The organism is Streptomyces sp. NBC_01351 (assembly GCF_036237315.1).
Classification (GTDB): domain Bacteria; phylum Actinomycetota; class Actinomycetes; order Streptomycetales; family Streptomycetaceae; genus Streptomyces.
Window position 1 is genome coordinate 4,585,096 of the sequence record NZ_CP108356.1, and the last position, 19,361, is coordinate 4,604,456.

The window sequence follows — 19,361 nt, forward strand, 5'->3', positions numbered from 1 at the left end:
TCTGTTCTGGATCTGTTCTGGGGAGGGGTGAAGCGGCGGGAATCTCAACACTCAGTAAACGAATGGTAATGGAGAGTAAAGGGTGGCGATAGGTAATACGGGCAAATGGCCCACGAATTAGCACTCAGGGGTGATTCGGCTTTTTATACGGCTTGTCACACCTTCTTCAAAGCAGACCGCATGGGACGTTGCGGCGCGGAAGTCCTGCGAGGCAACCGCGACGGAGCCGCGGTGGAACCGCGACGGATCTGCGAGGGAGAGGTGGGGCGGATGATCGCCGCCACGAAGAAGATCGCCGGCGGCCTGGTCGCCACTGCTCTGGTGCTGGGGGTCGCCGGGTGCACCGCCTCGGACCCCGCCGAGCACCCGGCCTCCGGCCCCCAGAACGGCAGGAAGGGAGCAGCCGCCCCCGAGGCCCCGGGCAGTGTCAACCGGCCGATCGGCGACGGCTCGACCGCCTACACCGGCCCGCAGCCGAACGTACAGAAGCCGCAGAAGCTGAAGCCCGGTGAAAAGCCGCCGCAGTTCGTGGTGTTCTCGTGGGACGGGGCCGGCGAGGACAGTCAGAAGCTCTTCTCGCACTTCCGCGAGGTCGGCAAGAAGTACAACGCCCGCATGACGTACTTCCTGAGCGGCGTGTACATGCTCCCCGAGGAGAAGCGCTCCCTCTATACGGCACCGCAGCACTCGCCCGGCCGCTCCGACATCGGCTTCGGCGACCTCCAGGGCATCAAGGACACCGCCACCCAGGTCCGCGCGGCCTGGCTGGAGGGCAACGAGATCGGCACCCACTTCAACGGCCACTTCTGTGGCCCCGACGGGGGTGTCGGCACCTGGTCGGTGGAGGAGTGGAAGAGCGAGATCAGCCAGGCCAAGTCCTTCGTCAAGAACTGGAAGACCAACGCGGGCCTGAAGGCCATGGAGGCGCTGCCGTTCGACTACGACAAGGAGCTCGTCGGCGCCCGCACACCCTGCCTCGAAGGCCAGAAGAACTTCATGCTCGCGGCCAAGGAGTTGGGCGGCTTCCGCTACGACTCCAGCGGCATCAGCAAGCAGATCTGGCCCAAGAAGTCGGACGGCCTCTGGGACATCCCGCTCCAGCTCGTCCCCATGCCGGGCCGCGCGTTCGACACGCTGAGCATGGATTACAACTACATGGTCAACCAGTCCGGGACGACCTCGCAGGGAGACCCCTCGCAGCACGCGTATTGGGGCGACCAGATGCGCGACGGCCTGCGCCAGGCCTTCGACCGCGTCTACCAGGGCAACCGGGCGCCACTGATCATCGGCAACCACTTCGAGTCCTGGAACGGCGGCACTTACATGCGCGCCGTCGAGGAGTCCATCAAGACCATGTGCACCAAGCCCGAGGTCCGCTGCGTGCCCTTCCGTGAGCTGGTGGACTGGCTGGACGCGCAGGATCCGAAGGCCCTGGAGTGGATGCGCACCCTCGACGTCGGCGAGACGCCGAAGGAGGGCTGGGCGAAGTTCCTGACCGCGGGGCCGCCGGCGGCGCCGACCGCCCCCGCGGGCGTCAAGCCGGCTGCGGAGCAGGCCGGTGCTGCTGCGGACGAGGGCTGAGGACCACGTCCCTACCCGCCGCGTCCTCGCGGAGCACGAAATCGGGGTCGATCTGGTCAGCCAGGTCGACCCCGGTCTTGGCGTTGCCCCAACTCTCCGCGTTCCTGAGGTGGAAGCGCACCATCTGCTCGGTGTACCGACCCCAGTCCCGGTGCGCGTACGAGTCGTCGGCGGTGTTCTGGAGGGTCTGGAGGGCCAGCCGGTTGGTCGCCTCCAGCAGCTCGAAGGCGGCCGGGCGGCCCTTCTCCATCGCCCGCACCCAGTCGGAGTGCCCGACGGTGACCAGCAGGTCCTCGCCGACCTCGTCCTGGAGGAACTCGATGTCCTCCGGGCCCTGCACCTTGTTGCCGATGACCTTGAGCTCGACCCCGAAGTCCCGGGCGTACTCCTTGTACTGGCGGTAGACGGAGACACCCTTGCGGGTCGGTTCGGCGACCAGGAAGGTCACGTCGAAACGGGTGAACATGCCCGAGGCGAAGGAGTCCGAGCCGGCCGTCATGTCGACGACCACGTACTCGTCCGGTCCGTCGGCGAGGTGGTTGAGGCAGAGCTCGACCGCCCCGACCTTGGAGTGGTAGCAGGCAACCCCCAGGTCGGCCTCGGTGAACGGCCCGGTGGCCATGAGTCGTACGGGCTCCCCGTCCAGCAGCAGCGTGCGCGCGCAGGCCTCGTACACCGGGTTGTCCTCGGTGACGCGCAGCAGGCGCGAGCCGCGGCCGGGCGGGGTGGTCTTGATCATCGTGTCGGCGGACGCGATGCGCGGGTTGGATCCCCGCAGGTACTCCTTGATGAGCGGCAGGTGCGCGCCCATGGCGGGCAGTCCGGCGGCCTCGTCCTCGCTGAGGCCGAGCGCGGTGCCCAGGTGCTGGTTGATGTCGGCGTCCACCGCGACGACGGGGGCTTCATTGGCGGCGAGGTGGCGGATGAAGAGGGAGGACAGCGTCGTCTTGCCGCTGCCGCCCTTTCCCACGAAAGCGATCTTCATGTTCACCAAGCGTAGTGGGTCGACAGCGGGGAGTTGTCAAGGTGAGTGAAGAAGACCACTCCAAGGAGGGGTCGGTGCTACGGGGGCGCAGTGCGTAGGCTCCTTACTTATGAGTAGCGCTGCTGACCCGCTGGCCGCACTGACCGGGCTGCCGGGTGTCGCCGATTCCGTGGATTCCGTACGCAAGGCCGTGGACCGCGTCTACGGGCACCGCGTGATGCGCCGCCGGAGCGGAGAGATCACCTCGGAGGCCGCCCTGCGCGGCGCCCGCGCCAGCGCGGCGCTGTCCGGCGCCGACTGGGCGCTGGAGGAGGTGCGCCGCCGTACCGACTTCGGCTCGGAGACGCAGGCCCGTACGGTCGGCGCCGCGCTGCGGCTCACCGCCGAGGCGGGGCAGCTGCTGAGCATCTGGCGCCAGTCGCCGCTGCGGGTGCTGGCGCGACTGCACCTGGTGGCGACGGGGTCGACGGTGGACGGTGACGTCGTGGGCCGCCCGCGGCTGGCGGGCGAGCCGGTGGACGAGCCCCTGGTGGAGCTGCCACTGCCGAGCGCGGAGGAGGTCGCCGGCCGGCTCGACGGGCTCTCCCGCCTGGTCATCGCGGGCGGTTCCGCTCCGGCGCTGATCACGGGCGCGGTGGTGCACGGCGAGCTGCTGGCGCTGCGCCCCTTCGCCACGTACAACGGCCTGGTCGCACGGGCCGCCGAGCGGATCGTCCTGATCAACAGCGGTCTGGATCCCAAGGCGATCTGCCCGGCGGAAGTCGGTCACGCGGAGCAGGGGCGCGAGGCGTACCTGGCGGCCTTCGAGGGCTACGTCTCCGGGACCGCGGAGGGGATGGCCGCCTGGATCGCGCATTGCGGGCGGGCGATCGAACTGGGTGTGCGCGAATCGACGGCCGTCTGCGAGGCGCTGCAGCGGGGCGCGGCCTGAGTCTGCCCCCTGGGTCTGACCGGGTTTTTCGCCCGGACATGGGTTGCGGCGACACCGTGTTGCTTTGGTGTCGCCGCTGGCATTTACGCCCAGTTACCAAGCGTCCTCGATAGTTGCCCATCAGGTCGGGAACTTTGCCCGTTCCTGGTGCGGCTGGCCCGTAATCGACGGGTCGACGTCGCGTGGGTGCTCGGCGTTCATGCTTCGGTCCGTGGGCCTTACTGCGTTTTAAAGATGATCCTCTCGGATGTTCTTTGGTCTCGCGGGCCGTTGCTTTATTTGTACTCCGCTTCGGTGCCATGCGAAACCCCTGGCTCCATTTTTTACTTTCCGGGACGAGATCGGGCGAACCGGACAGCAGGTATCGCCGCAGGTCAGGACAATCGGCCGGACGTGGCGGCGGCGAGTGCGTTAGCGCGACGCCGGCTCGCGTACCAGACCAGCCCGGCGGTGGCGGCTGCCGCTCCCACGGCGGCCGCGGCGACGAGCGCGGGCCGAGTGGGCATCGACAGCCCGGGCAGCCGCTGCTTGAGCCGCACGGGCCGGTCGAAGACCAGGACCGGCCACTCCCGGGCCAGCGCCTCGCGGCGCAGCGCGCGGTCGGGATTGACGGCGTGCGGGTGCCCGACCGCCTCCAGCATCGGGATGTCGGTGGCCGAGTCGCTGTAGGCGTAGCAGCGGGCGAGGTCGTAGCCCTCGGACTCCGCCAGCTCGCGGACGGCCTCCGCCTTGGTCGGGCCGTACGCGTAGTACTCGATCTCGCCGGTGAAGCATCCGTCCTCGCCCACGACCATGCGCGTGGCGACGACCCGGTCCGCGCCGAGCATCTCCCCGATGGGCTCGACCACTTCCGCGCCGGAGGTGGAGACGATCACCACGTCGCGGCCCGCGGTGTGATGGGCCTCGATGAGGGAGGCCGCCTCGTCGTAGATGATCGGGTCGATGAGGTCGTGCAGGGCTTCCGCGACGATCTCCCGCACCTGCTGCACGTTCCAGCCCTTGCAGAGGCCGGACAGGTACTCCCGCATCCGCTCCATCTGGTCGTGGTCGGCGCCGCCGGCCAGGAAGATGAACTGCGTGTACGCGGTGCGCAGCACGGCGCGGCGGTTGATCAGGCCGCCTTGGTAGAAGGACTTGCTGAACGTCAAGGTGCTCGACTTCGCAATGACCGTCTTGTCCAGGTCGAAGAAGGCTGCGGTACGAGGCGAGGAGTGCGGCAAGGGCTGATTTTCCACGTCCCGAGCATATGCGCCCACCATTCGGCGTAAGGTGTGGCGCGTGGGTTTGCCTGAGAAGGCTCTCGGGTACACCATGGAAGTCACGGATCGTTCGCGACCGTGCTAACCCGGTCTGGCTCCTCCCCCCCCGAGTCGGACCGTGGGGACGACCCCCGCTCTCCCCCCCGGCGGGGGTCGTCGCATGTCCGGACGCGGTTCGCGTCCCTGCCTTCGGCCCCAAGTGGCCATCTCCCGGTCCTTCCTCTTGTGTCGGGCCCTGCGTGGCGAAGGCCTTCACCACATCGAACTCGTGACGGTGCGTAGTGGTTCCGCCGCGCTCCGGAACTCACCTGTGAGGGTGACCGGGTTATTCACAATCGGTCCGGTGTCCACAGTTTTCGAGCAAGATCCACTTCCTTTTCCCGATCCCTGCACGGTGATTCCAGCCGCGAAGTCCGCGGTGCTGGATTTGCAGTGAGAAGGGGGCGGAGATCGTGGCTCGATCGAAGACGTGGGAAACGCCGGCCGGAGCCCTGGCCCGCGGGGCTGGGGCCGGCGCTGGTGCCGTGGTCGGGGCCGGGGCGGGGAGTGCGTCCGGGGCGGAGGCGGCGGGCGGGCGACCGTTGATCATCACCGAGGATCCCCTGCTGCTCGACGACCTGCTGCGGCTGTGCGCCGCCGCGGGTGCCGAGCCGCATGTGCACCACGCGGTGCCCGAGCAAAGCGGAGGGGCCGACGGGGGTGGCGGAGCCGAACGGAGCGGTGCGAGTGGTGGGGGCGTCGGATGGGAATCCGCGCCGCTCGTGCTCGTCGGGGACGACGCCGCCCGTCGGGTGCGCGGGGCGCCGCGCAGGGGAGGGGTGTTCCTCGTCGGCCGGGAGCTGGACGACCCCCTTGTGTGGCAGCGGGCGGTGGAGATCGGCGCCGAAGAGGTGCTCCGGCTCCCCGATGCCGAGAGCCGGCTCGTCGACCGCATCGCCGATGTCGTGGAAGGAGCCGGGCGGCCCGCGCTCGCCGTCGGGGTGATCGGCGGCAGTGGCGGGGCGGGAGCATCCACCCTCGCCTGCGCGCTCGCCCTGCGGGCCGCCCGCGCCGGGGAGCGGACCATCCTCATCGACGGGGACCCGCTGGGCGGGGGCATGGACGTCCTGCTCGGGGGTGAAGCCGCGGAGGGACTGCGCTGGCCGGACTTCGCGGGCTCGCGGGGTCGCGTCGGCGCCGGAGCCCTGGAGGAGTCCCTGCCCGAACTGCACGCCCTGCGGGTGCTCAGCTGGGACCGCGGGGACCGGGTGGTGGTGCCGCCCGCCGCGATGCGGTCGGTGGTGGCCGCCGCACGGCGCCGGGGCGGGGTCGTGGTGGTCGACCTCCCGCGCCGGGTCGACGAAGCCGTGGCCGAGGTGCTGGCCCAGCTCGACCTGGTGCTGATGGTGGTGCCGGGCGAGCTGCGGGCGGTGGCCGCGGCCGGCCGGGTGGCGGCCGGGGTGCGGATGGTGGCCCGGGACGTGCGCGTCGTCGTACGGGGCCGCTGCCCGGGCGGGCTCGATCCGGAGGTCGTGGCCGGGCTGCTCGGGGCGCCGCTGGCCGGGGAGGTGCCGGTCGAGGTGGGGCTGCCGGGGAGGGTGGCCGAGGGGGAACCGCCGGGGTCGCAGGGGCGCGGCGCGCTGGCCCGCTTCTGCGACGGCTTCTGGCAGCGCGTGCTCGGCCCCGCCCAGGGGGTGTCGGCATGAGCGCGGTGCTGCTGGACGCGGTGCGCAGGCGGCTCGCCGAGAGCGGGGCGGAGCCGACGCCGGCGCGGGTGGCGGCCGCCCTGCGGGCGCAGGGCCGGCTGCTGGGGGACGCGGAAGTGCTCGGGGCAGCCGCCGAGTTACGGTCCGAACTGGTCGGAGCCGGCCCGCTGGAGGCGCTGCTCTCCGACCCCGAGGTCACCGATGTGCTGGTGGCGGCCCCCGACCGGGTGTGGGTGGACCGCGGCGGCGGGCTGGAACTGACCGGGGTGACCTTCGCCGACGCGCAGGCCGTGCGCAGGCTCGCCCAGCGGCTGGCCGCCGTGGCCGGGAGGCGCCTGGACGACGCCCGGCCCTGGGTGGACGCCCGGATGCCGGACGGTACCCGGCTGCATGCCGTTCTGCCCCCGGTGGCGGTCGGCTCGGCCTGCCTGTCGCTGCGGGTCGTACGGCCGAGGGCCTTCACGCTGGAGGAGCTCGTCGCGGCGGGCACGCTGCCGCCCGGCGGGCACCGGCTGCTGCGGGCGATCGTCGAGGCCCGGCTGTCGTTCCTCGTCTCCGGTGGCACGGGGACCGGCAAGACCACCCTGCTCAGTGCCCTGTTGGGGCTGGTGGGCCCCGGTGAGCGGATCGTGCTGGCCGAGGATTCGGCCGAGCTGCGCCCCGACCACCCGCATGTGGTGCGGCTGGAGAGCCGGCCGGCCAACCAGGAGGGTGCGGGCCTGGTCACCCTGGCGGACCTGGTCCGGCAGGCGCTGCGGATGCGTCCCGACCGGCTGGTGGTCGGCGAGGTCCGGGGCGCCGAAGTCTCCGATCTGCTGGCTGCTTTGAATACGGGCCACGAAGGCGGCTGTGGCACTGTCCACGCCAACGCGGCCGCCCATGTCCCGGCCCGGCTGGAGGCCCTCGGGACGGCCGCCGGGCTCGATCGGGCGGCCCTGCACAGCCAGTTGGCGGCCGCGCTGAACCTGGTGGTCCACCTGGCCCGGGACCGGGCGGGGCGGCGCCGGGTGGCCGAGGTGCACGTACTGGAGCGGGATGCCGCCGGGCTGGTGGTGACCGTCCCGGCGCTGCGCTGGGCCGCGCGGGGCTTCGTACGGGAGCAGGGATGGGAGCGGCTGGCGCCGCTGCTGCGGGGTGCGCGATGAGCGCCTGGGCGGGGCTGGGGCCGCCGGTGCCGGTCTTCGCCGGGGTGTTGTGCGCCGGGGCGGCCGCCTGGGTGCTGGCCGGGGGTGACGGGGTCTCCCGGCGGGCCCGGCTGGTGCTCGCGGGAGGTGGGCCTCCGGTCCGGGGAGGGCCGGTGCGTCGGGATCGGTGGGTGCTCGCCGTGCGGGGGCGGGCGGCGTGTTGGCGGGAGTGGATCTGCCTCGGGGCCGGGCTGCTGGTCGCGGTGCTCGGCGGATCGGTGGTGCCGCTGCTGGCGGGGGCGGCCGCGGTGCCGCTGGTGCGGCGGTGGCTGCGGGGCCGGGCCAGGGAGCGGGCGCGGGTCGCGCGGGCCGTCGAGGTGGCGGAGCTGTGCGGGGCGGTGGTGGGCGAGCTGCGGGCCGGCTCCCAGCCCGGGCAGGCGCTGACGGCGGCCATGCGGCGCACGGTGGCGGGCCCGGGCGGTCCGGGTGCGGCGGAGGCGGGGGTGCTGGCCGCCGCGGCGTTCGGCGGGGATGTGCCCGGGGCGTTGCGGCAGGCCGCTCGGGAGCCCGGAGCGGAGGGGCTGGCCGGGATGGCGGCCTGCTGGCGGGTGTCGGTGGACGGCGGTGCGGGCCTGGCCGCCGGGCTGGACCGGCTGGAGGGGGCCCTGCGGGCCGAGCGGGACCGGGAGGAGTCCCTGCGGGCCCAGCTGGCGGGGGCGCGGTCGACGGCGGTCGTTCTCGCCCTGCTGCCGCTGGTGGGCCTGCTCATCGGCACAGGGCTGGGCGCGGATCCGCTGCGCGTGCTGCTGCACACCCCGGTGGGGTGGGGCTGCCTGCTGGCGGGCGGGGTGCTGGAGGCGCTGGGGCTGCTGTGGTGCGGGCGGATCGTGCGGGCGGGGGAGCGGTGATGGGCGGCTTCGTGGTCCACAGGCTGGGGATGACGCTGTGCCTGGCGGTGGCGGCGCTGTGCGTGGCGTCGGCGGTGGTGGCGCGGGTGCGGGCGAGGGCGGCCCGGCGCAGGATCGCGGTCCTGCTGGGGGCCGAGGCGGGTGCGGGGAGGCCGGCGCTGCCTTTCGGGATGCGGGACGTGGTGGCGGGCTGGGCCGGGCCCTGCGGGGCGCTGTTGGCGGGCTGGGTGCTCGTCGGCGGAGTGTCGGGGGTCGTGGTGGGCGCTCTCGCGGCCTTCGGGGTGCGGCGCTGGAGGGTCCGGGCGCGGCCGCCCGCCGGGGTGGATCAGCGGGAGGCGGAGCGCCAGTTGCCGTTCGCCGCGGACCTGTTGGCCGCCTGCCTGGCGGCGGGGGCGGGTCCGGTGGAGGCCGCGGAAGTGGTGGGGGAGTCGCTGGGCGGCCCGTTGGGCGAGCGGCTGGCGAGGGCCGGTGCGGAGCTGAGGCTCGGCGGCGAACCGGGCGCGGGGTGGGGGAGGTTGGCGGAGATACCGGGTGCCCGGCCGCTCGCGGACTGCCTGGAACGGGCGGCCCGTACGGGGGCGCCCGCGGCGGAGCCGGTCTCCCGACTCGCCTCGCACCTCAGGGCGGACCGATCCCGGCAGGCGGGAGCCCGTGGGCAGCGGGCGGCGGTTCTCGTCACCGCACCGGTGGGGCTGTGTTTCCTGCCCGCATTCCTCGCGATCGGGGTGGCGCCGGTGGTGATCGGAATGGCCTCAGGTCTTCTCTCGAACAACTGACGCCACATTAACCACGTACATCAACAACGGAAATCAACAGGAGGTTGCCATGAGGATCATCTGGTTTCGTGTGCGGGCGGCTCTGAGTGTTCGCTTCAGCGGTCGTGGGAGCGATGCGGGGATGTCCACGTCCGAATACGCCATGGGCACCATCGCGGCCTGTGCGTTCGCGGCGGTTCTGTACAAGGTGGTGACGAGCGAAGTGGTCTCCACGGCCCTTCAGTCGACCATCGGGAAGGCGCTCGATGTTCCGTTCTGAGGCGGAATCCGGGGCGCCTCGGACAAGGGGGGACCGCGGATATGTGACGGCGGAGGCCGCTTTGGTGATCCCGGCGCTGGTGCTGTTCGCGGCGCTGCTGGTGTGGGCGCTGATGGCGGCCGCCGCGCAGATCCGGTGCGTGGACGCGGCCCGGGCCGGCGCCCGGGCGGCTGCCCGGTCGGAGCCGGCGGGGGTCGTGGTGGCGGCGGCCGAGGCAGCCGCGCCTTCGGGGGCGCGGGTGGAGCTGGAGCGGGTGGGTGACCTCTGGTGGGTCCGGGTGGAGGCACCGGCACCGGGGCCGGGTGCGGTACCGGTGCGGCTCGGCGCGCAGGCGGTGGCCCTGGCGGAGGACAGCGTGGGGCCGCCGCCGTGAGCCGGGACCGGGGTTCGGCCACGGTGTGGGCGGTGCTGGTGGTGGCGGTACTGGGCACGGTGTTCGGCGGTGTGCTGCTGCTGGGTCAGGCCGTCGTGGCCCGCCACCGGGCGGCGGCCGCCGCGGACCTGGCGGCCCTCGCGGCGGCGGCGACCTGGGCTCACGGCCCGGAGACGGCCTGCGCCGCGGCGGTCCGGGTGGCCCGGGCGCAGGGTGCGGAGCTGGCGGAGTGCCGGGTCATGGGCGAGGTCGCCGAGGTCGGGGCCCGCCCGGCCACGGGGCCGTTCACCCCGACGATCCGGGCCCGTGCGGGTCCGCCGGGCCCGGGGGAGCCGGGGCTTCGGAGAGGAGGCGGGTGAGGAGGCGGATGGCGCCGCGCTTGTGGAGGGGGTCGTTGCCGTTGCCGCACTTGGGGGACTGGATGCAGGAGGGGCAGCCGGCCTCGCATTCGCAGGCGGCGATCGCGTCGCGGGTCGCCGTCAGCCAGGCGCCGGCCGTGTGGAAGGCGCGCTCCGCGAAGCCGGCGCCGCCGGGGTGGCCGTCGTAGACGAAGACCGTCGGAAGGAGGGTGTCGGGATGCAGCGGCACGGAGACGCCGCCGATGTCCCAGCGGTCGCAGGTGGCGAACAGCGGGAGCAGGCCGATAGAGGCGTGCTCGGCGGCGTGCAGGGCGCCGCCGAGGATCTCCGGGGTGATCCGGGCCTCGTCGAGCTGGTCCTCGGTGACCGTCCACCACACGGCCCGGGTGCGCAGGGTGCGGGGCGGCAGGTCGAGCTTGGCCTCGCCCAGCACCTCGCCGGTGATCAGTTTGCGCCGCAGATAGGAGACGACCTGGTTGGTGACCTCGACGGAGCCGTAGCAGAGCCGGGCCGAGCCCCACGGGATTTCGGTCTCGGTCTCCAGGATGGAGATGGAGGTGGTGTCGCGGGCGGTGGTGGAGTAGGGCGGGTTCGCCTCCTCGACGAGGGCCACCGAGTCCTCGAGGTCCAGGTGCTTCACGAGGTACGTGCGGCCCTGGTGGAGGTAGACTGCCCCGTCGTGGACGGCGGTGTGCGCGGCCGACTCGTCGACCGTGCCCAGCAGGCGCCCGGTCGAGGCCTCCACGATCTGCACCGGGCGGCCGCCGCCGCCCCGGATGTCGGTCAGGTCCGAGGCCCGCTCCCGCCGGGTCCAGTGCCAGGCCGTGGCCCGCCGGCGCAGCAGCTTCGCCGCTTCGAGCTGGGGCAGGAGTTCCTCGGTCGCCGGGCCGAAGAGCTCCAGGTCCGGCTCGGTCAGCGGCAGCTCCGACGCGGCCGCGCACAGGTGTGGCGCGAGGACGTACGGGTTGTCCGGGTCCAGGACGGTGGCCTCCACCGGCTGCTGGAACAGGGCCTCGGGGTGGTGGACGAGGTAGGTGTCCAGCGGGTCGTCGCGGGCGATCAGCACGGCCAGGGCGCCCTGGCCCGAGCGCCCGGCCCGGCCTGCCTGCTGCCACAGGGAGGCCCTGGTACCCGGGTAGCCGGTGATCAGGACGGCGTCCAGGCCCGAGACGTCCACGCCCAGCTCCAGGGCGGTCGTGGCGGCCAGCCCCAGCAGCTCGCCGGAGTGCAGGGCCCGCTCCAGGGCCCGGCGCTCCTCGGGCAGGTATCCGCCACGGTAGGCGGCCACCCGCCGCGGCAGGGAGCGGTCCACCTCCGCGAGCCGTTCCTGGGTGATCACGGAGATCAGCTCGGCGCCGCGCCGGGAGCGCACGAAGGCCACTGTGCGAACCCCCTGGACGACCAGGTCGGTCAGCAGGTCGGCGGTCTCGGCCGTGGCCGTACGGCGTACGGGAGCGCCTTTCTCGCCCCGCAGCTCGGTGAGCAGCGGCGGCTCCCACAGGGCGAAGACCACCTCGCCGCGCGGAGAGGCGTCGTCGGTGATCTCGATCACCCGCACCCCGGTCAGCCGGGACGCGGCCGTGGCCGGGTCGCTCGCGGTGGCGGAGGCCAGCAGGAATACCGGTTCGGAGCCGTAGCGGGCGCACAGTCGCCGCAGCCGGCGCAGTACCTGCGCCACGTGGGAGCCGAAGACCCCGCGGTAGGTGTGGCACTCGTCGATCACCACGTAGCGCAGGGCTCGCAGGAAGGAGGACCAGCGCGGGTGGGCCGGGAGGATCCCGCGGTGCAGCATGTCGGGGTTGGTGAGGACGTAGTTGGCGTACTGGCGCACCCATTCGCGTTCCTCGACGGGTGTGTCCCCGTCGTAGACGGCGGGCCGGACGGCGTTGCCCAGCGGGGCCGCGAGCGATCGCACGGCCCGCCGCTGGTCGGCGGCCAGGGCCTTCGTGGGGGCCAGGTACAGGGCGGTCGCGCCCCGCCCGTTCGGGGCCTCGGCCCCGTCCGCGAGCGCCGAGAGCACGGGCGCTAGGTAGGCGAGGGACTTGCCCGAGGCGGTGCCGGTGGCGACGACCACCGACTCGCCGTCGAGGGCGTGCTCGGCGGCCGCGGCCTGGTGTTCCCACGGGTGTTCGATCCCGGCGGCCTGAATGGCGGCTACGACATCCGTTCGGATGCGGTCGGGCCAGACTGCATGACGGCCCTCCCGAGGGGGCAAGTGCTCCGTATGGGTGATGCGCGCAGCCCGGGAAGGCCCCCGGGACAGCCGGTCGAGGACCGTGCCGGGGGTGGGTCGAGGGTCCGCGGGTGGCGTGGGCCGCCTGGGACGGTGAGTATTGGCCATTGGAACCGAGTGTGTCATCGGCGTGCGGGACAATGGTCCCAAGGCGTCGTGCGCGCCTGCCGGTAAGTGATTGAATGCCATCGCGGCAGCCAATCCCTCACCTACCTTCGGGTGGGGAGGCCCCTGGGGGGCGCCGCTCGATAGCAAGGTGCTGGAGGATCCGTGGACCTGTCCCTGTCGACTCGCACTGTCGGCGACCGTACGGTCGTGGAGGTCGGTGGCGAGATTGATGTGTATACCGCGCCCAAGCTGCGCGAGCAGTTGGTCGAGTTGGTGAACGACGGCAGCTACCACCTGGTTGTCGACATGGAGCGAGTGGACTTCCTCGACTCCACCGGACTCGGTGTGCTCGTGGGAGGCCTCAAGCGCGTCCGCGCGCACGAGGGTTCGCTGCGACTGGTGTGCAACCAGGAGCGCATCCTGAAGATCTTCCGCATCACCGGTCTGACCAAGGTGTTCCCGATCCACACCACCGTGGAAGACGCCGTCAACGCCACCGACTGACGGCTCCGGGCCGCCCGTGGGACGCCTTGGGGCGCCCTGCGGGCAGCGAGGAGCCGACGAGGAGAACGGGGGTACCGGGCCACGGTTGGCCCGGACCCCTGTCAAGGCACGCCCGTAGTCCGAGGGGGACGCGCATGGCCACCGTTGAACTCCGCTTCAGCGCTCAGCCCGAACACGTCCGGACGGCCCGCTTGGTCGCGGCCGCCGTGGCGCGCCGGGCCGGCGTGGAGGAAGCCGTCCTCGACGAGGTCCGCCTCGCCGTGGGCGAGGCCTGCTCGCGCGCCGTCGGGCTCCACCGCAGCAACGGGCTGACCGCGCCCGTCCGGGTCGTGCTGACCGAGGAGGAGAAGGTTTTCTCCATCGAGGTCGGCGACGAGGTTCCCGGACCGGGCGGCGGCCCGGCCGCCGCCGTGCCCGGTATCGAGGCCGCCCTGGACTCCGACGCCGACGGCGAGGACGAGATGGGCCTCGCCGTGATCAGCGGGCTCGTCGACGACGTCGAGGTGACCACCGGGGAGTCGGGCGGCACCATCCGGATGAGCTGGCCCGTGTCCGGGGCATCGGATCTTCCCTAGATCCACGGATTGATCCACGGATCGACCGAAGACGGGACATCATCAGTCCTATCTTCCGATCTTTATCAAGGCCCTGCTGAGCAGGGCCTTTTTCATGCCCTCTAGATCAATGACCAGGCGTCAATGCCTTTGTCCCATTACCGCTTTCGAGGGTATTTGAGTGACGCGATCTATTGCTGAGGAGCGAGAGCACGCCAATTCCGTTTCCTGCGTACTGTTTTGATCGGGTCGCGCTCCCTACAATCCGTCCACATCTTGAGCTCATCACGTCAAGGAGGACGAATGACGGGGCTCTTCACCCCCATTGCGCCGGATCGCACGACTGATCTGGCTGCCGCAGTACTCACCGATGACAACCGGCTCATCGTGATCGTCATTGCGGTCGTGGCACTCGCCGCGCTCGTCGTCGCGCAGATCCTGGTCCGCCAGGTCCTCGCCGCCGACGAGGGAACCGACCGAATGAAGGAGATCGCCGCAGCCGTCCAGGAAGGCGCCAACGCCTACCTCGGCCGCCAGCTGCGCACCCTCGGCGTCTTCGCCGTCGTGGTCTTCTTCCTGCTCTTCCTGCTCCCCGCCGACACCTGGTCGCAGCGGGCGGGACGTTCCGCCTTCTTCCTCGTGGGCGCCCTCTTCTCGGCGGCCACCGGATACATCGGCATGCGCCTCGCGGTCCGCGCCAACGTCCGCGTCGCCGCGGCCGCCCGCGAGGCCACGCCCGCCGAGGGCGAGCCCGCCAGAGACCTGACCGAGGTCTCCCACAAGGCGATGAAGATCGCGTTCCGCACGGGCGGCGTGGTCGGCATGTTCACCGTCGGCCTCGGCCTGCTCGGCGCCTCCTGCGTCGTCCTGGTCTACGCCGCCGACGCTCCCAAGGTGCTGGAGGGCTTCGGCCTCGGAGCCGCCCTGATCGCGATGTTCATGCGCGTGGGCGGCGGCATCTTCACCAAGGCCGCCGACGTCGGCGCCGACCTTGTCGGCAAGGTCGAGCAGGGCATTCCGGAGGACGACCCGCGCAATGCCGCGACCATCGCCGACAACGTGGGCGACAACGTCGGCGACTGCGCCGGAATGGCGGCCGACCTCTTCGAGTCGTACGCCGTCACCCTCGTGGCCGCGCTGATCCTCGGCAAGGCCGCCTTCGGCGACCTGGGCCTGGCCTTCCCGCTGATCGTCCCCGCGATCGGCGTGATCACGGCCATGATCGGCATCTTCGCGGTCTCCCCGCGCCGCAGCGACCGCAGCGGCATGACCGCCATCAACCGCGGCTTCTTCATCTCCGCGGTGATCTCCCTGGTGCTGGTCGGGATCGCCGTCTACGCCTACCTGCCGGCGACCTACAAGGAGCTCGTCGGCGTCGACAACGCCGCGATCCTGAACCACTCGGGCGACCCGCGGGTGCTGGCGGTCGTCGCCGTCGCGATCGGCATCGTCCTCGCCGCCCTCATCCAGCAGCTCACGGGCTACTTCACCGAGACGAACCGCCGTCCCGTCCGGGACATCGGCAAGTCCTCCCTGACCGGCGCGGCCACCGTCATCCTCGCTGGCATCTCCGTGGGCCTGGAGTCCGCCGTCTACACGGCGCTGCTCATCGGCCTCGGCGTCTACGGGGCGTTCCTGCTCGGCGGCACGTCGATCATGCTCGCGCTCTTCGCGGTGGCCCTGGCCGGCACAGGCCTGCTCACCACCGTCGGCGTCATCGTCGCCATGGACACCTTCGGGCCCGTCTCCGACAATGCCCAGGGCATCGCCGAGATGTCCGGCGACGTCGAGGGCGCCGGTGCGCAGGTCCTGACCGACCTGGACGCCGTCGGCAACACCACCAAGGCCATCACCAAGGGCATCGCCATCGCCACGGCCGTGCTCGCCGCGGCCGCGCTCTTCGGCTCGTACAACGACGCGATCGCCACCGCGGTCAAGGAAGTCGGCGCCAAGGCCGGGGAGATGAACCTCAGCCTGGACATCGCACAGCCCAACAACCTCGTCGGGCTGATCCTGGGCGCGGCCGTCGTGTTCCTGTTCTCCGGCCTCGCCATCAACGCGGTCTCCCGCTCCGCGGGCGCCGTGGTCTACGAGGTGCGCCGCCAGTTCCGCGAGCACCCCGGGATCATGGACTACACCGAGAAGCCCGAGTACGGGCGCGTCGTCGACATCTGCACCAAGGACGCGCTGCGCGAGCTCGCCACGCCCGGCCTGCTCGCCGTTCTCACCCCGATCGCCGTGGGCTTCTCCCTCGGCGTCGGCGCGCTCGGTTCCTTCCTCGCCGGGGCCATCGGCACGGGCACGCTGATGGCGGTCTTCCTCGCCAACTCCGGTGGCGCGTGGGACAACGCGAAGAAGCTCGTCGAGGACGGCCACCACGGCGGCAAGGGCAGCGAGGCCCACGCCGCGGTCGTCATCGGCGACACGGTCGGCGACCCGTTCAAGGACACCGCCGGCCCGGCCATCAACCCGCTGCTGAAGGTCATGAACCTGGTGGCGCTGCTGATCGCCCCCGCCGTCGTGCAGTTCAGCTACGGGGCGGACAGCAGCCCGACCGTACGGGCGATCGTCGCGGTACTCGCGATCGGCGTCATCGTCGGCGCCGTGTACGTCTCCAAGCGCCGCGGCATCGCGGTGGGCGAGGAGAGCGAAGGCGGAGCCGCCGAGCGGGTGGCCCAGTCGGCCGACCCGGCGACGGTCTCCTGACCCTCTCTCAACGAGCGGTACGGGCAGGGCCGGGCAGGGCCGGTCGTACGCCCGAACGGCGGACGGGCGGCGCGGACTGACGCGCCGTCCGTCCGCCGTTGTACGTCACCGGATGGTGGGCGTGTATCTTCCGGGCCGAGAGCCTTCGAAGGGACCAATCCGGTGAACAAGAAGCTTGCGGCCGCGTTGTCGGGCGGTGCGGTGCTGATGCTCGTCCTGTCCGGCTGCGGCGGGGACGACGGCGACAAGAAGGCCGACGCCTGGGCCAAGAAGGTCTGCGACCAGTGGCAGCCCGAACTGAAGAAGATCGAGGCGGCCAACGCGGACATCAAGCGGGTGGCGACGGAGAGCAGCAAGCCGGAGGACGTCCAGAAGACGGACTCGGCTGCCTTCGGGACGATGTCCGAGTCCTACAAGACGATGGGCAGCGCCCTCCAGGGGGCGGGAGTCCCGCCGGTCAAGGACGGTCAGAAGACCCTGGACGCGGCGGTTCAGGGCTTCGAGTCGACCTCCAAGGGCTATGCCGACCTGAAGGCCAAGATGGACGCCCTGGACGCCAAGGACCAGACGAAGTTCGCCGAGGGCCTCAAGGAGCTCGCGGGCGGTCTGGAGGAGGCCACGAAGGGCGGCAAGGACGCCCTCGACCAGCTGAAGTCGGGCGGTCTGGACAAGGCGATGAACAGCCAGAAGGGCTGCCAGGTCACGGCGCCCACGACGGCCGCGTCGTAGGCCGGCGCGGCGGCGGTACGCGAACCAGGGCGGCCGGGACCCGGAAGGGTTCCGGCCGCCCTGCCGTTGCCCCGGCCTCGGGGTGAACGTGCGGGCGTTCGCGCCCCGCGGAGCGACCCGCGCCGGCGCTTCCGGCGTAGGCGGGCGCGCGCCGACAGCCGGGCGGCGCACGGTTGTCGGTCCCAGCGGACACAATGGACGGGTGAGTACCACCAGTCTTCCCACGCCCGACCGTGCCACCGAGCTGCGCACCGCCCTGCTCGACGCCGGCTTCACCGCTGACGGGCTGCTCGACCTGCTCGGCGCCCCCGCCTACGCCGCGCTCGCCCGCAGCGAGACGGTTCCCGCCCTGCGTGCCACGCGCGGCGGCGGTGAAGGGCCGCTGCCGAGCCTGGTCCGGCTGTTCCTGCTCCAGCAGCCCGTGACGTACGCCCAAGCCGCGGCCGCCCTGCCCGTCGAGGAGGCCCTGGCCGACGGCTGGCTGCGGCGCGGTGGAGCCGTCGGGGGCGAGGACGCCGTGCGTGCCACCGTCGACGTACGCCCGTACGGCGGCCCGGACGGCGAGGACTGGTTCATCGTCTCCGACCTGGGCTGCGCCGTCGGCGGGGCCGGCGGCATCGGGAGCCGCGAAGAGGGCGTGGTCCTCGGCGTCGGCGGCGCCTCCACCACGCTGGCCGGGATCACCGTCCGCATCCCGGTCGGTTCCGCTCTCGACCTCGGCACCGGTTCCGGCATCCAGGCGCTGCACGCCGCCCAGCACGCCACCCGGGTCACCGCCACCGACGTCAACCCCCGGGCTCTGGAATTCACCCGTTTGACGCTGGCACTGTCCGGGGCCCCGGCGGCCGAGCTGCTCGCCGGTTCGCTGTTCGAGCCGGTCGGCGAGGCCACGTACGACCTGATCGTGTCGAACCCGCCGTTCGTGATCTCCCCCGGCGCCCGGCTCACGTACCGGGACGGCGGCATGGGTGGCGACGACCTGTGCCGGACCCTGGTCCAGGAGGCCGGTGCGCACCTCAACACCGGCGGGTACGCGCAGTTCCTCGGCAACTGGCAGCACGTGGAGGGCGAGGACTGGCACGACCGGGTCCGCTCCTGGGTGCCGCGCGGCTGCGACGCCTGGATCGTGCAGCGTGACGTGCAGGACGTGACGCAGTACGCGGAGCTGTGGCTGCGCGACGCGGGCGACCACCGTGCGGACCCCGCCGAGTACGAGCGGCGCTACGAGGACTGGCTGGACGAGTTCGAGGCCCGCAAGACCAAGGCCGTCGGCTTTGGATGGATCACCCTGCGCCGTTCGGATGCGGCCGAGCCCTCGATCGTGGTCGAGGAGTGGCCGCACTCGGTGGAGCAGCCGCTCGGCGAGACCGTCCTGGCCCACTTCGCCCGACAGGACTATCTGCGCGAGCACGATGACGCGGCCCTGCTGGAAGCCCGTTTCGTGCTGGCGGCGGAGGTGGTCCAGGAGCAGGTCGGTGCGCCCGGCGCGGAGGATCCGGAACACGTGGTGCTGCGGCAGAACCGCGGGATGCGGCGTGCGACCAAGGTCGACACCGTGGGCGCGGGCTTCGCGGGAGTGTGTGACGGCTCACTGAGCGCGGGCCGGATCCTCGACGCGATCGCCCAGCTCATGCAGGAGGACCCGATCGTGCTGCGCGACCGTACGCCGGAGGCGATCCGGATGCTGGTCGAGCAGGGCTTCCTGGAACCCGTGGCGGGCCCCGGTCAGTAGCCGCGCCGGGCGCGGAACCGGGATGTAACCCGGAGTTCGCCCGGCGTATCCCGGGAGCTGAAAGGCTTCTGCTCAGCGGGATCCGGGGGGATCCCGGGAGTGGCTCGGGGGTAAGGGGAAACGGCATGGAGAACGGCCCGGCGATCTTCGCCGCGACCGTGTTCCTGCTGTTCGGAGCCGCTCTGCTGGCCTGGACGGGGGCGCGCGTCCTCAAGGGCGCGCCGGTGGCCGAGGGCGTGCGCCCCGTCCTGGCGGTACCGCTGGTCGTGCTCGGCGGCGGTGGCTCCCTCGCCCTCGGAGTGTGGTGCCTCGCCCGGCTCTGACGCGGGGGCACGTGGCGGCCTGGAACCGCCCGGGAAAGCGCATGTGAAACCACATGTGGAAGCGGGTGCAGGGGTGAGCGCGGAGGCGGGGCCAGACGGCCCCCCGGCCACCCGCTGCGGTGATCGCGAAGGGTCCGCCGCGGCATCCGGGCGGCAGAAACGGCACTTGTCGGGTTACCGTTCGAGTGGCCGTTGCGGGCTTCTGCCGTTTGACACGGGGGCGGGTTGTACC

Annotated in this window: 18 protein-coding genes; 15 read left to right on the plus strand and 3 right to left on the minus strand. The window is 72.0% G+C overall.

The features are described 5' to 3' along the window. Positions 1 to 270: 270 nt before the first annotated feature. Positions 271 to 1,581: a hypothetical protein gene (locus tag OG625_RS21225; protein WP_329383377.1), complete on the plus strand. Its 1,311-nt coding sequence runs from the start codon at positions 271 to 273 to the stop codon at positions 1,579 to 1,581. On the opposite strand, the gene OG625_RS21230 is transcribed toward OG625_RS21225, so the two are convergent. Then, positions 1,535 to 2,566, minus strand: coding sequence for an ATP-binding protein (locus OG625_RS21230; protein WP_329383380.1), 1,032 nt, complete (start codon positions 2,564 to 2,566; stop codon positions 1,535 to 1,537). The genes OG625_RS21225 and OG625_RS21230 overlap by 47 nt on opposite strands. A gap of 109 nt (positions 2,567 to 2,675) precedes the next feature. Between OG625_RS21230 and OG625_RS21235 the strand changes: the two genes are divergently transcribed. After that, positions 2,676 to 3,497, plus strand: coding sequence for an oxidoreductase (locus OG625_RS21235; protein ID WP_329383382.1), 822 nt, complete (start codon positions 2,676 to 2,678; stop codon positions 3,495 to 3,497). Positions 3,498 to 3,871: 374 nt separating this feature from the next. On the opposite strand, the gene OG625_RS21240 is transcribed toward OG625_RS21235, so the two are convergent. Then, positions 3,872 to 4,756 (minus strand): HAD family hydrolase, encoded by an 885-nt coding sequence (locus tag OG625_RS21240; RefSeq protein WP_329383386.1) that lies wholly within the window; start codon positions 4,754 to 4,756, stop codon positions 3,872 to 3,874. A 524-nt stretch (positions 4,757 to 5,280) separates the two neighbouring features. Here OG625_RS21240 and ssd point away from each other — a divergent pair. From ssd to OG625_RS21275, 7 genes are read left to right on the plus strand one after another with little or no spacing between them, the layout of a single operon-like run. Continuing rightward, the gene (gene ssd, locus OG625_RS21245) at positions 5,281 to 6,441 is read left to right on the plus strand and encodes a septum site-determining protein Ssd (RefSeq protein WP_329390829.1); all 1,161 of its coding nucleotides are present in this window, start codon (positions 5,281 to 5,283) and stop codon (positions 6,439 to 6,441) included. Beyond that, positions 6,438 to 7,586 (plus strand): TadA family conjugal transfer-associated ATPase, encoded by a 1,149-nt coding sequence (locus OG625_RS21250; RefSeq protein ID WP_329383388.1) that lies wholly within the window; start codon positions 6,438 to 6,440, stop codon positions 7,584 to 7,586. The genes ssd and OG625_RS21250 overlap by 4 nt, the downstream gene beginning before the upstream one ends. Then, positions 7,583 to 8,473 (plus strand): type II secretion system F family protein, encoded by an 891-nt coding sequence (locus OG625_RS21255; RefSeq protein WP_329383391.1) that lies wholly within the window; start codon positions 7,583 to 7,585, stop codon positions 8,471 to 8,473. Before OG625_RS21250 ends, OG625_RS21255 begins: the two co-directional genes overlap by 4 nt. Beyond that, positions 8,473 to 9,249, plus strand: coding sequence for a type II secretion system F family protein (locus OG625_RS21260; protein ID WP_329383394.1), 777 nt, complete (start codon positions 8,473 to 8,475; stop codon positions 9,247 to 9,249). The genes OG625_RS21255 and OG625_RS21260 overlap by 1 nt, the downstream gene beginning before the upstream one ends. 49 nt (positions 9,250 to 9,298) lie before the next feature. Further along, positions 9,299 to 9,508: a DUF4244 domain-containing protein gene (locus OG625_RS21265; protein WP_443067746.1), complete on the plus strand. Its 210-nt coding sequence runs from the start codon at positions 9,299 to 9,301 to the stop codon at positions 9,506 to 9,508. Further along, positions 9,495 to 9,881 carry a TadE family type IV pilus minor pilin gene (locus OG625_RS21270; protein ID WP_329383401.1) on the plus strand — a complete coding sequence of 129 codons (387 nt, stop codon included), beginning with the start codon at positions 9,495 to 9,497 and terminating at the stop codon, positions 9,879 to 9,881. Before OG625_RS21265 ends, OG625_RS21270 begins: the two co-directional genes overlap by 14 nt. Next, entirely contained in the window at positions 9,878 to 10,240 is a 363-nt protein-coding gene (locus OG625_RS21275; RefSeq protein ID WP_329383404.1) for an Rv3654c family TadE-like protein, read from the plus strand. Before OG625_RS21270 ends, OG625_RS21275 begins: the two co-directional genes overlap by 4 nt. Here OG625_RS21275 and OG625_RS21280 read toward each other — a convergent pair. Beyond that, complete coding sequence (locus OG625_RS21280; protein WP_329383407.1) at positions 10,167 to 12,662, minus strand: DEAD/DEAH box helicase; 2,496 nt, start codon at positions 12,660 to 12,662, stop codon at positions 10,167 to 10,169. The genes OG625_RS21275 and OG625_RS21280 overlap by 74 nt on opposite strands. Before the next feature lie 81 nt (positions 12,663 to 12,743). Between OG625_RS21280 and bldG the strand changes: the two genes are divergently transcribed. The 6 genes from bldG to OG625_RS21310 all read left to right on the plus strand — a co-directional run bounded on the left by bldG (position 12,744) and on the right by OG625_RS21310 (position 19,129). After that, positions 12,744 to 13,085, plus strand: a complete 342-nt coding sequence (bldG, locus tag OG625_RS21285; protein ID WP_008743037.1) for an anti-sigma factor antagonist BldG — start codon at positions 12,744 to 12,746, stop codon at positions 13,083 to 13,085. Between the two features lie 134 nt (positions 13,086 to 13,219). Then, positions 13,220 to 13,660, plus strand: coding sequence for an ATP-binding protein (locus OG625_RS21290; protein WP_329383410.1), 441 nt, complete (start codon positions 13,220 to 13,222; stop codon positions 13,658 to 13,660). Between the two features lie 282 nt (positions 13,661 to 13,942). Then, entirely contained in the window at positions 13,943 to 16,345 is a 2,403-nt protein-coding gene (locus OG625_RS21295; protein ID WP_329383413.1) for a sodium-translocating pyrophosphatase, read from the plus strand. Between the two features lie 162 nt (positions 16,346 to 16,507). Next, positions 16,508 to 17,074 carry a small secreted protein gene (locus OG625_RS21300; protein ID WP_329383416.1) on the plus strand — a complete coding sequence of 189 codons (567 nt, stop codon included), beginning with the start codon at positions 16,508 to 16,510 and terminating at the stop codon, positions 17,072 to 17,074. A gap of 202 nt (positions 17,075 to 17,276) precedes the next feature. Beyond that, positions 17,277 to 18,806 (plus strand): DUF7059 domain-containing protein, encoded by a 1,530-nt coding sequence (locus tag OG625_RS21305; RefSeq protein ID WP_329383420.1) that lies wholly within the window; start codon positions 17,277 to 17,279, stop codon positions 18,804 to 18,806. 125 nt (positions 18,807 to 18,931) lie between these two features. Continuing rightward, positions 18,932 to 19,129 carry a hypothetical protein gene (locus OG625_RS21310; RefSeq protein ID WP_329383423.1) on the plus strand — a complete coding sequence of 66 codons (198 nt, stop codon included), beginning with the start codon at positions 18,932 to 18,934 and terminating at the stop codon, positions 19,127 to 19,129. Positions 19,130 to 19,361: the final 232 nt, after the last annotated feature.

Coding starts and splice junctions, on each gene's coding strand:
- OG625_RS21225 (WP_329383377.1), top strand. CDS start 271: ATGATCGCCGCCACGAAGAAGATCGCCGGCGGCCTGGTCGCCACTGCT.
- OG625_RS21230 (WP_329383380.1), bottom strand. CDS start 2,566: ATGAAGATCGCTTTCGTGGGAAAGGGCGGCAGCGGCAAGACGACGCTG.
- OG625_RS21235 (WP_329383382.1), top strand. CDS start 2,676: ATGAGTAGCGCTGCTGACCCGCTGGCCGCACTGACCGGGCTGCCGGGT.
- OG625_RS21240 (WP_329383386.1), bottom strand. CDS start 4,756: ATGGTGGGCGCATATGCTCGGGACGTGGAAAATCAGCCCTTGCCGCAC.
- OG625_RS21250 (WP_329383388.1), top strand. CDS start 6,438: ATGAGCGCGGTGCTGCTGGACGCGGTGCGCAGGCGGCTCGCCGAGAGC.
- OG625_RS21255 (WP_329383391.1), top strand. CDS start 7,583: ATGAGCGCCTGGGCGGGGCTGGGGCCGCCGGTGCCGGTCTTCGCCGGG.
- OG625_RS21260 (WP_329383394.1), top strand. CDS start 8,473: ATGGGCGGCTTCGTGGTCCACAGGCTGGGGATGACGCTGTGCCTGGCG.
- OG625_RS21265 (WP_443067746.1), top strand. CDS start 9,299: ATGAGGATCATCTGGTTTCGTGTGCGGGCGGCTCTGAGTGTTCGCTTC.
- OG625_RS21270 (WP_329383401.1), top strand. CDS start 9,495: ATGTTCCGTTCTGAGGCGGAATCCGGGGCGCCTCGGACAAGGGGGGAC.
- OG625_RS21280 (WP_329383407.1), bottom strand. CDS start 12,662: ATGGCATTCAATCACTTACCGGCAGGCGCGCACGACGCCTTGGGACCA.
- OG625_RS21290 (WP_329383410.1), top strand. CDS start 13,220: ATGGCCACCGTTGAACTCCGCTTCAGCGCTCAGCCCGAACACGTCCGG.
- OG625_RS21295 (WP_329383413.1), top strand. CDS start 13,943: ATGACGGGGCTCTTCACCCCCATTGCGCCGGATCGCACGACTGATCTG.
- OG625_RS21310 (WP_329383423.1), top strand. CDS start 18,932: ATGGAGAACGGCCCGGCGATCTTCGCCGCGACCGTGTTCCTGCTGTTC.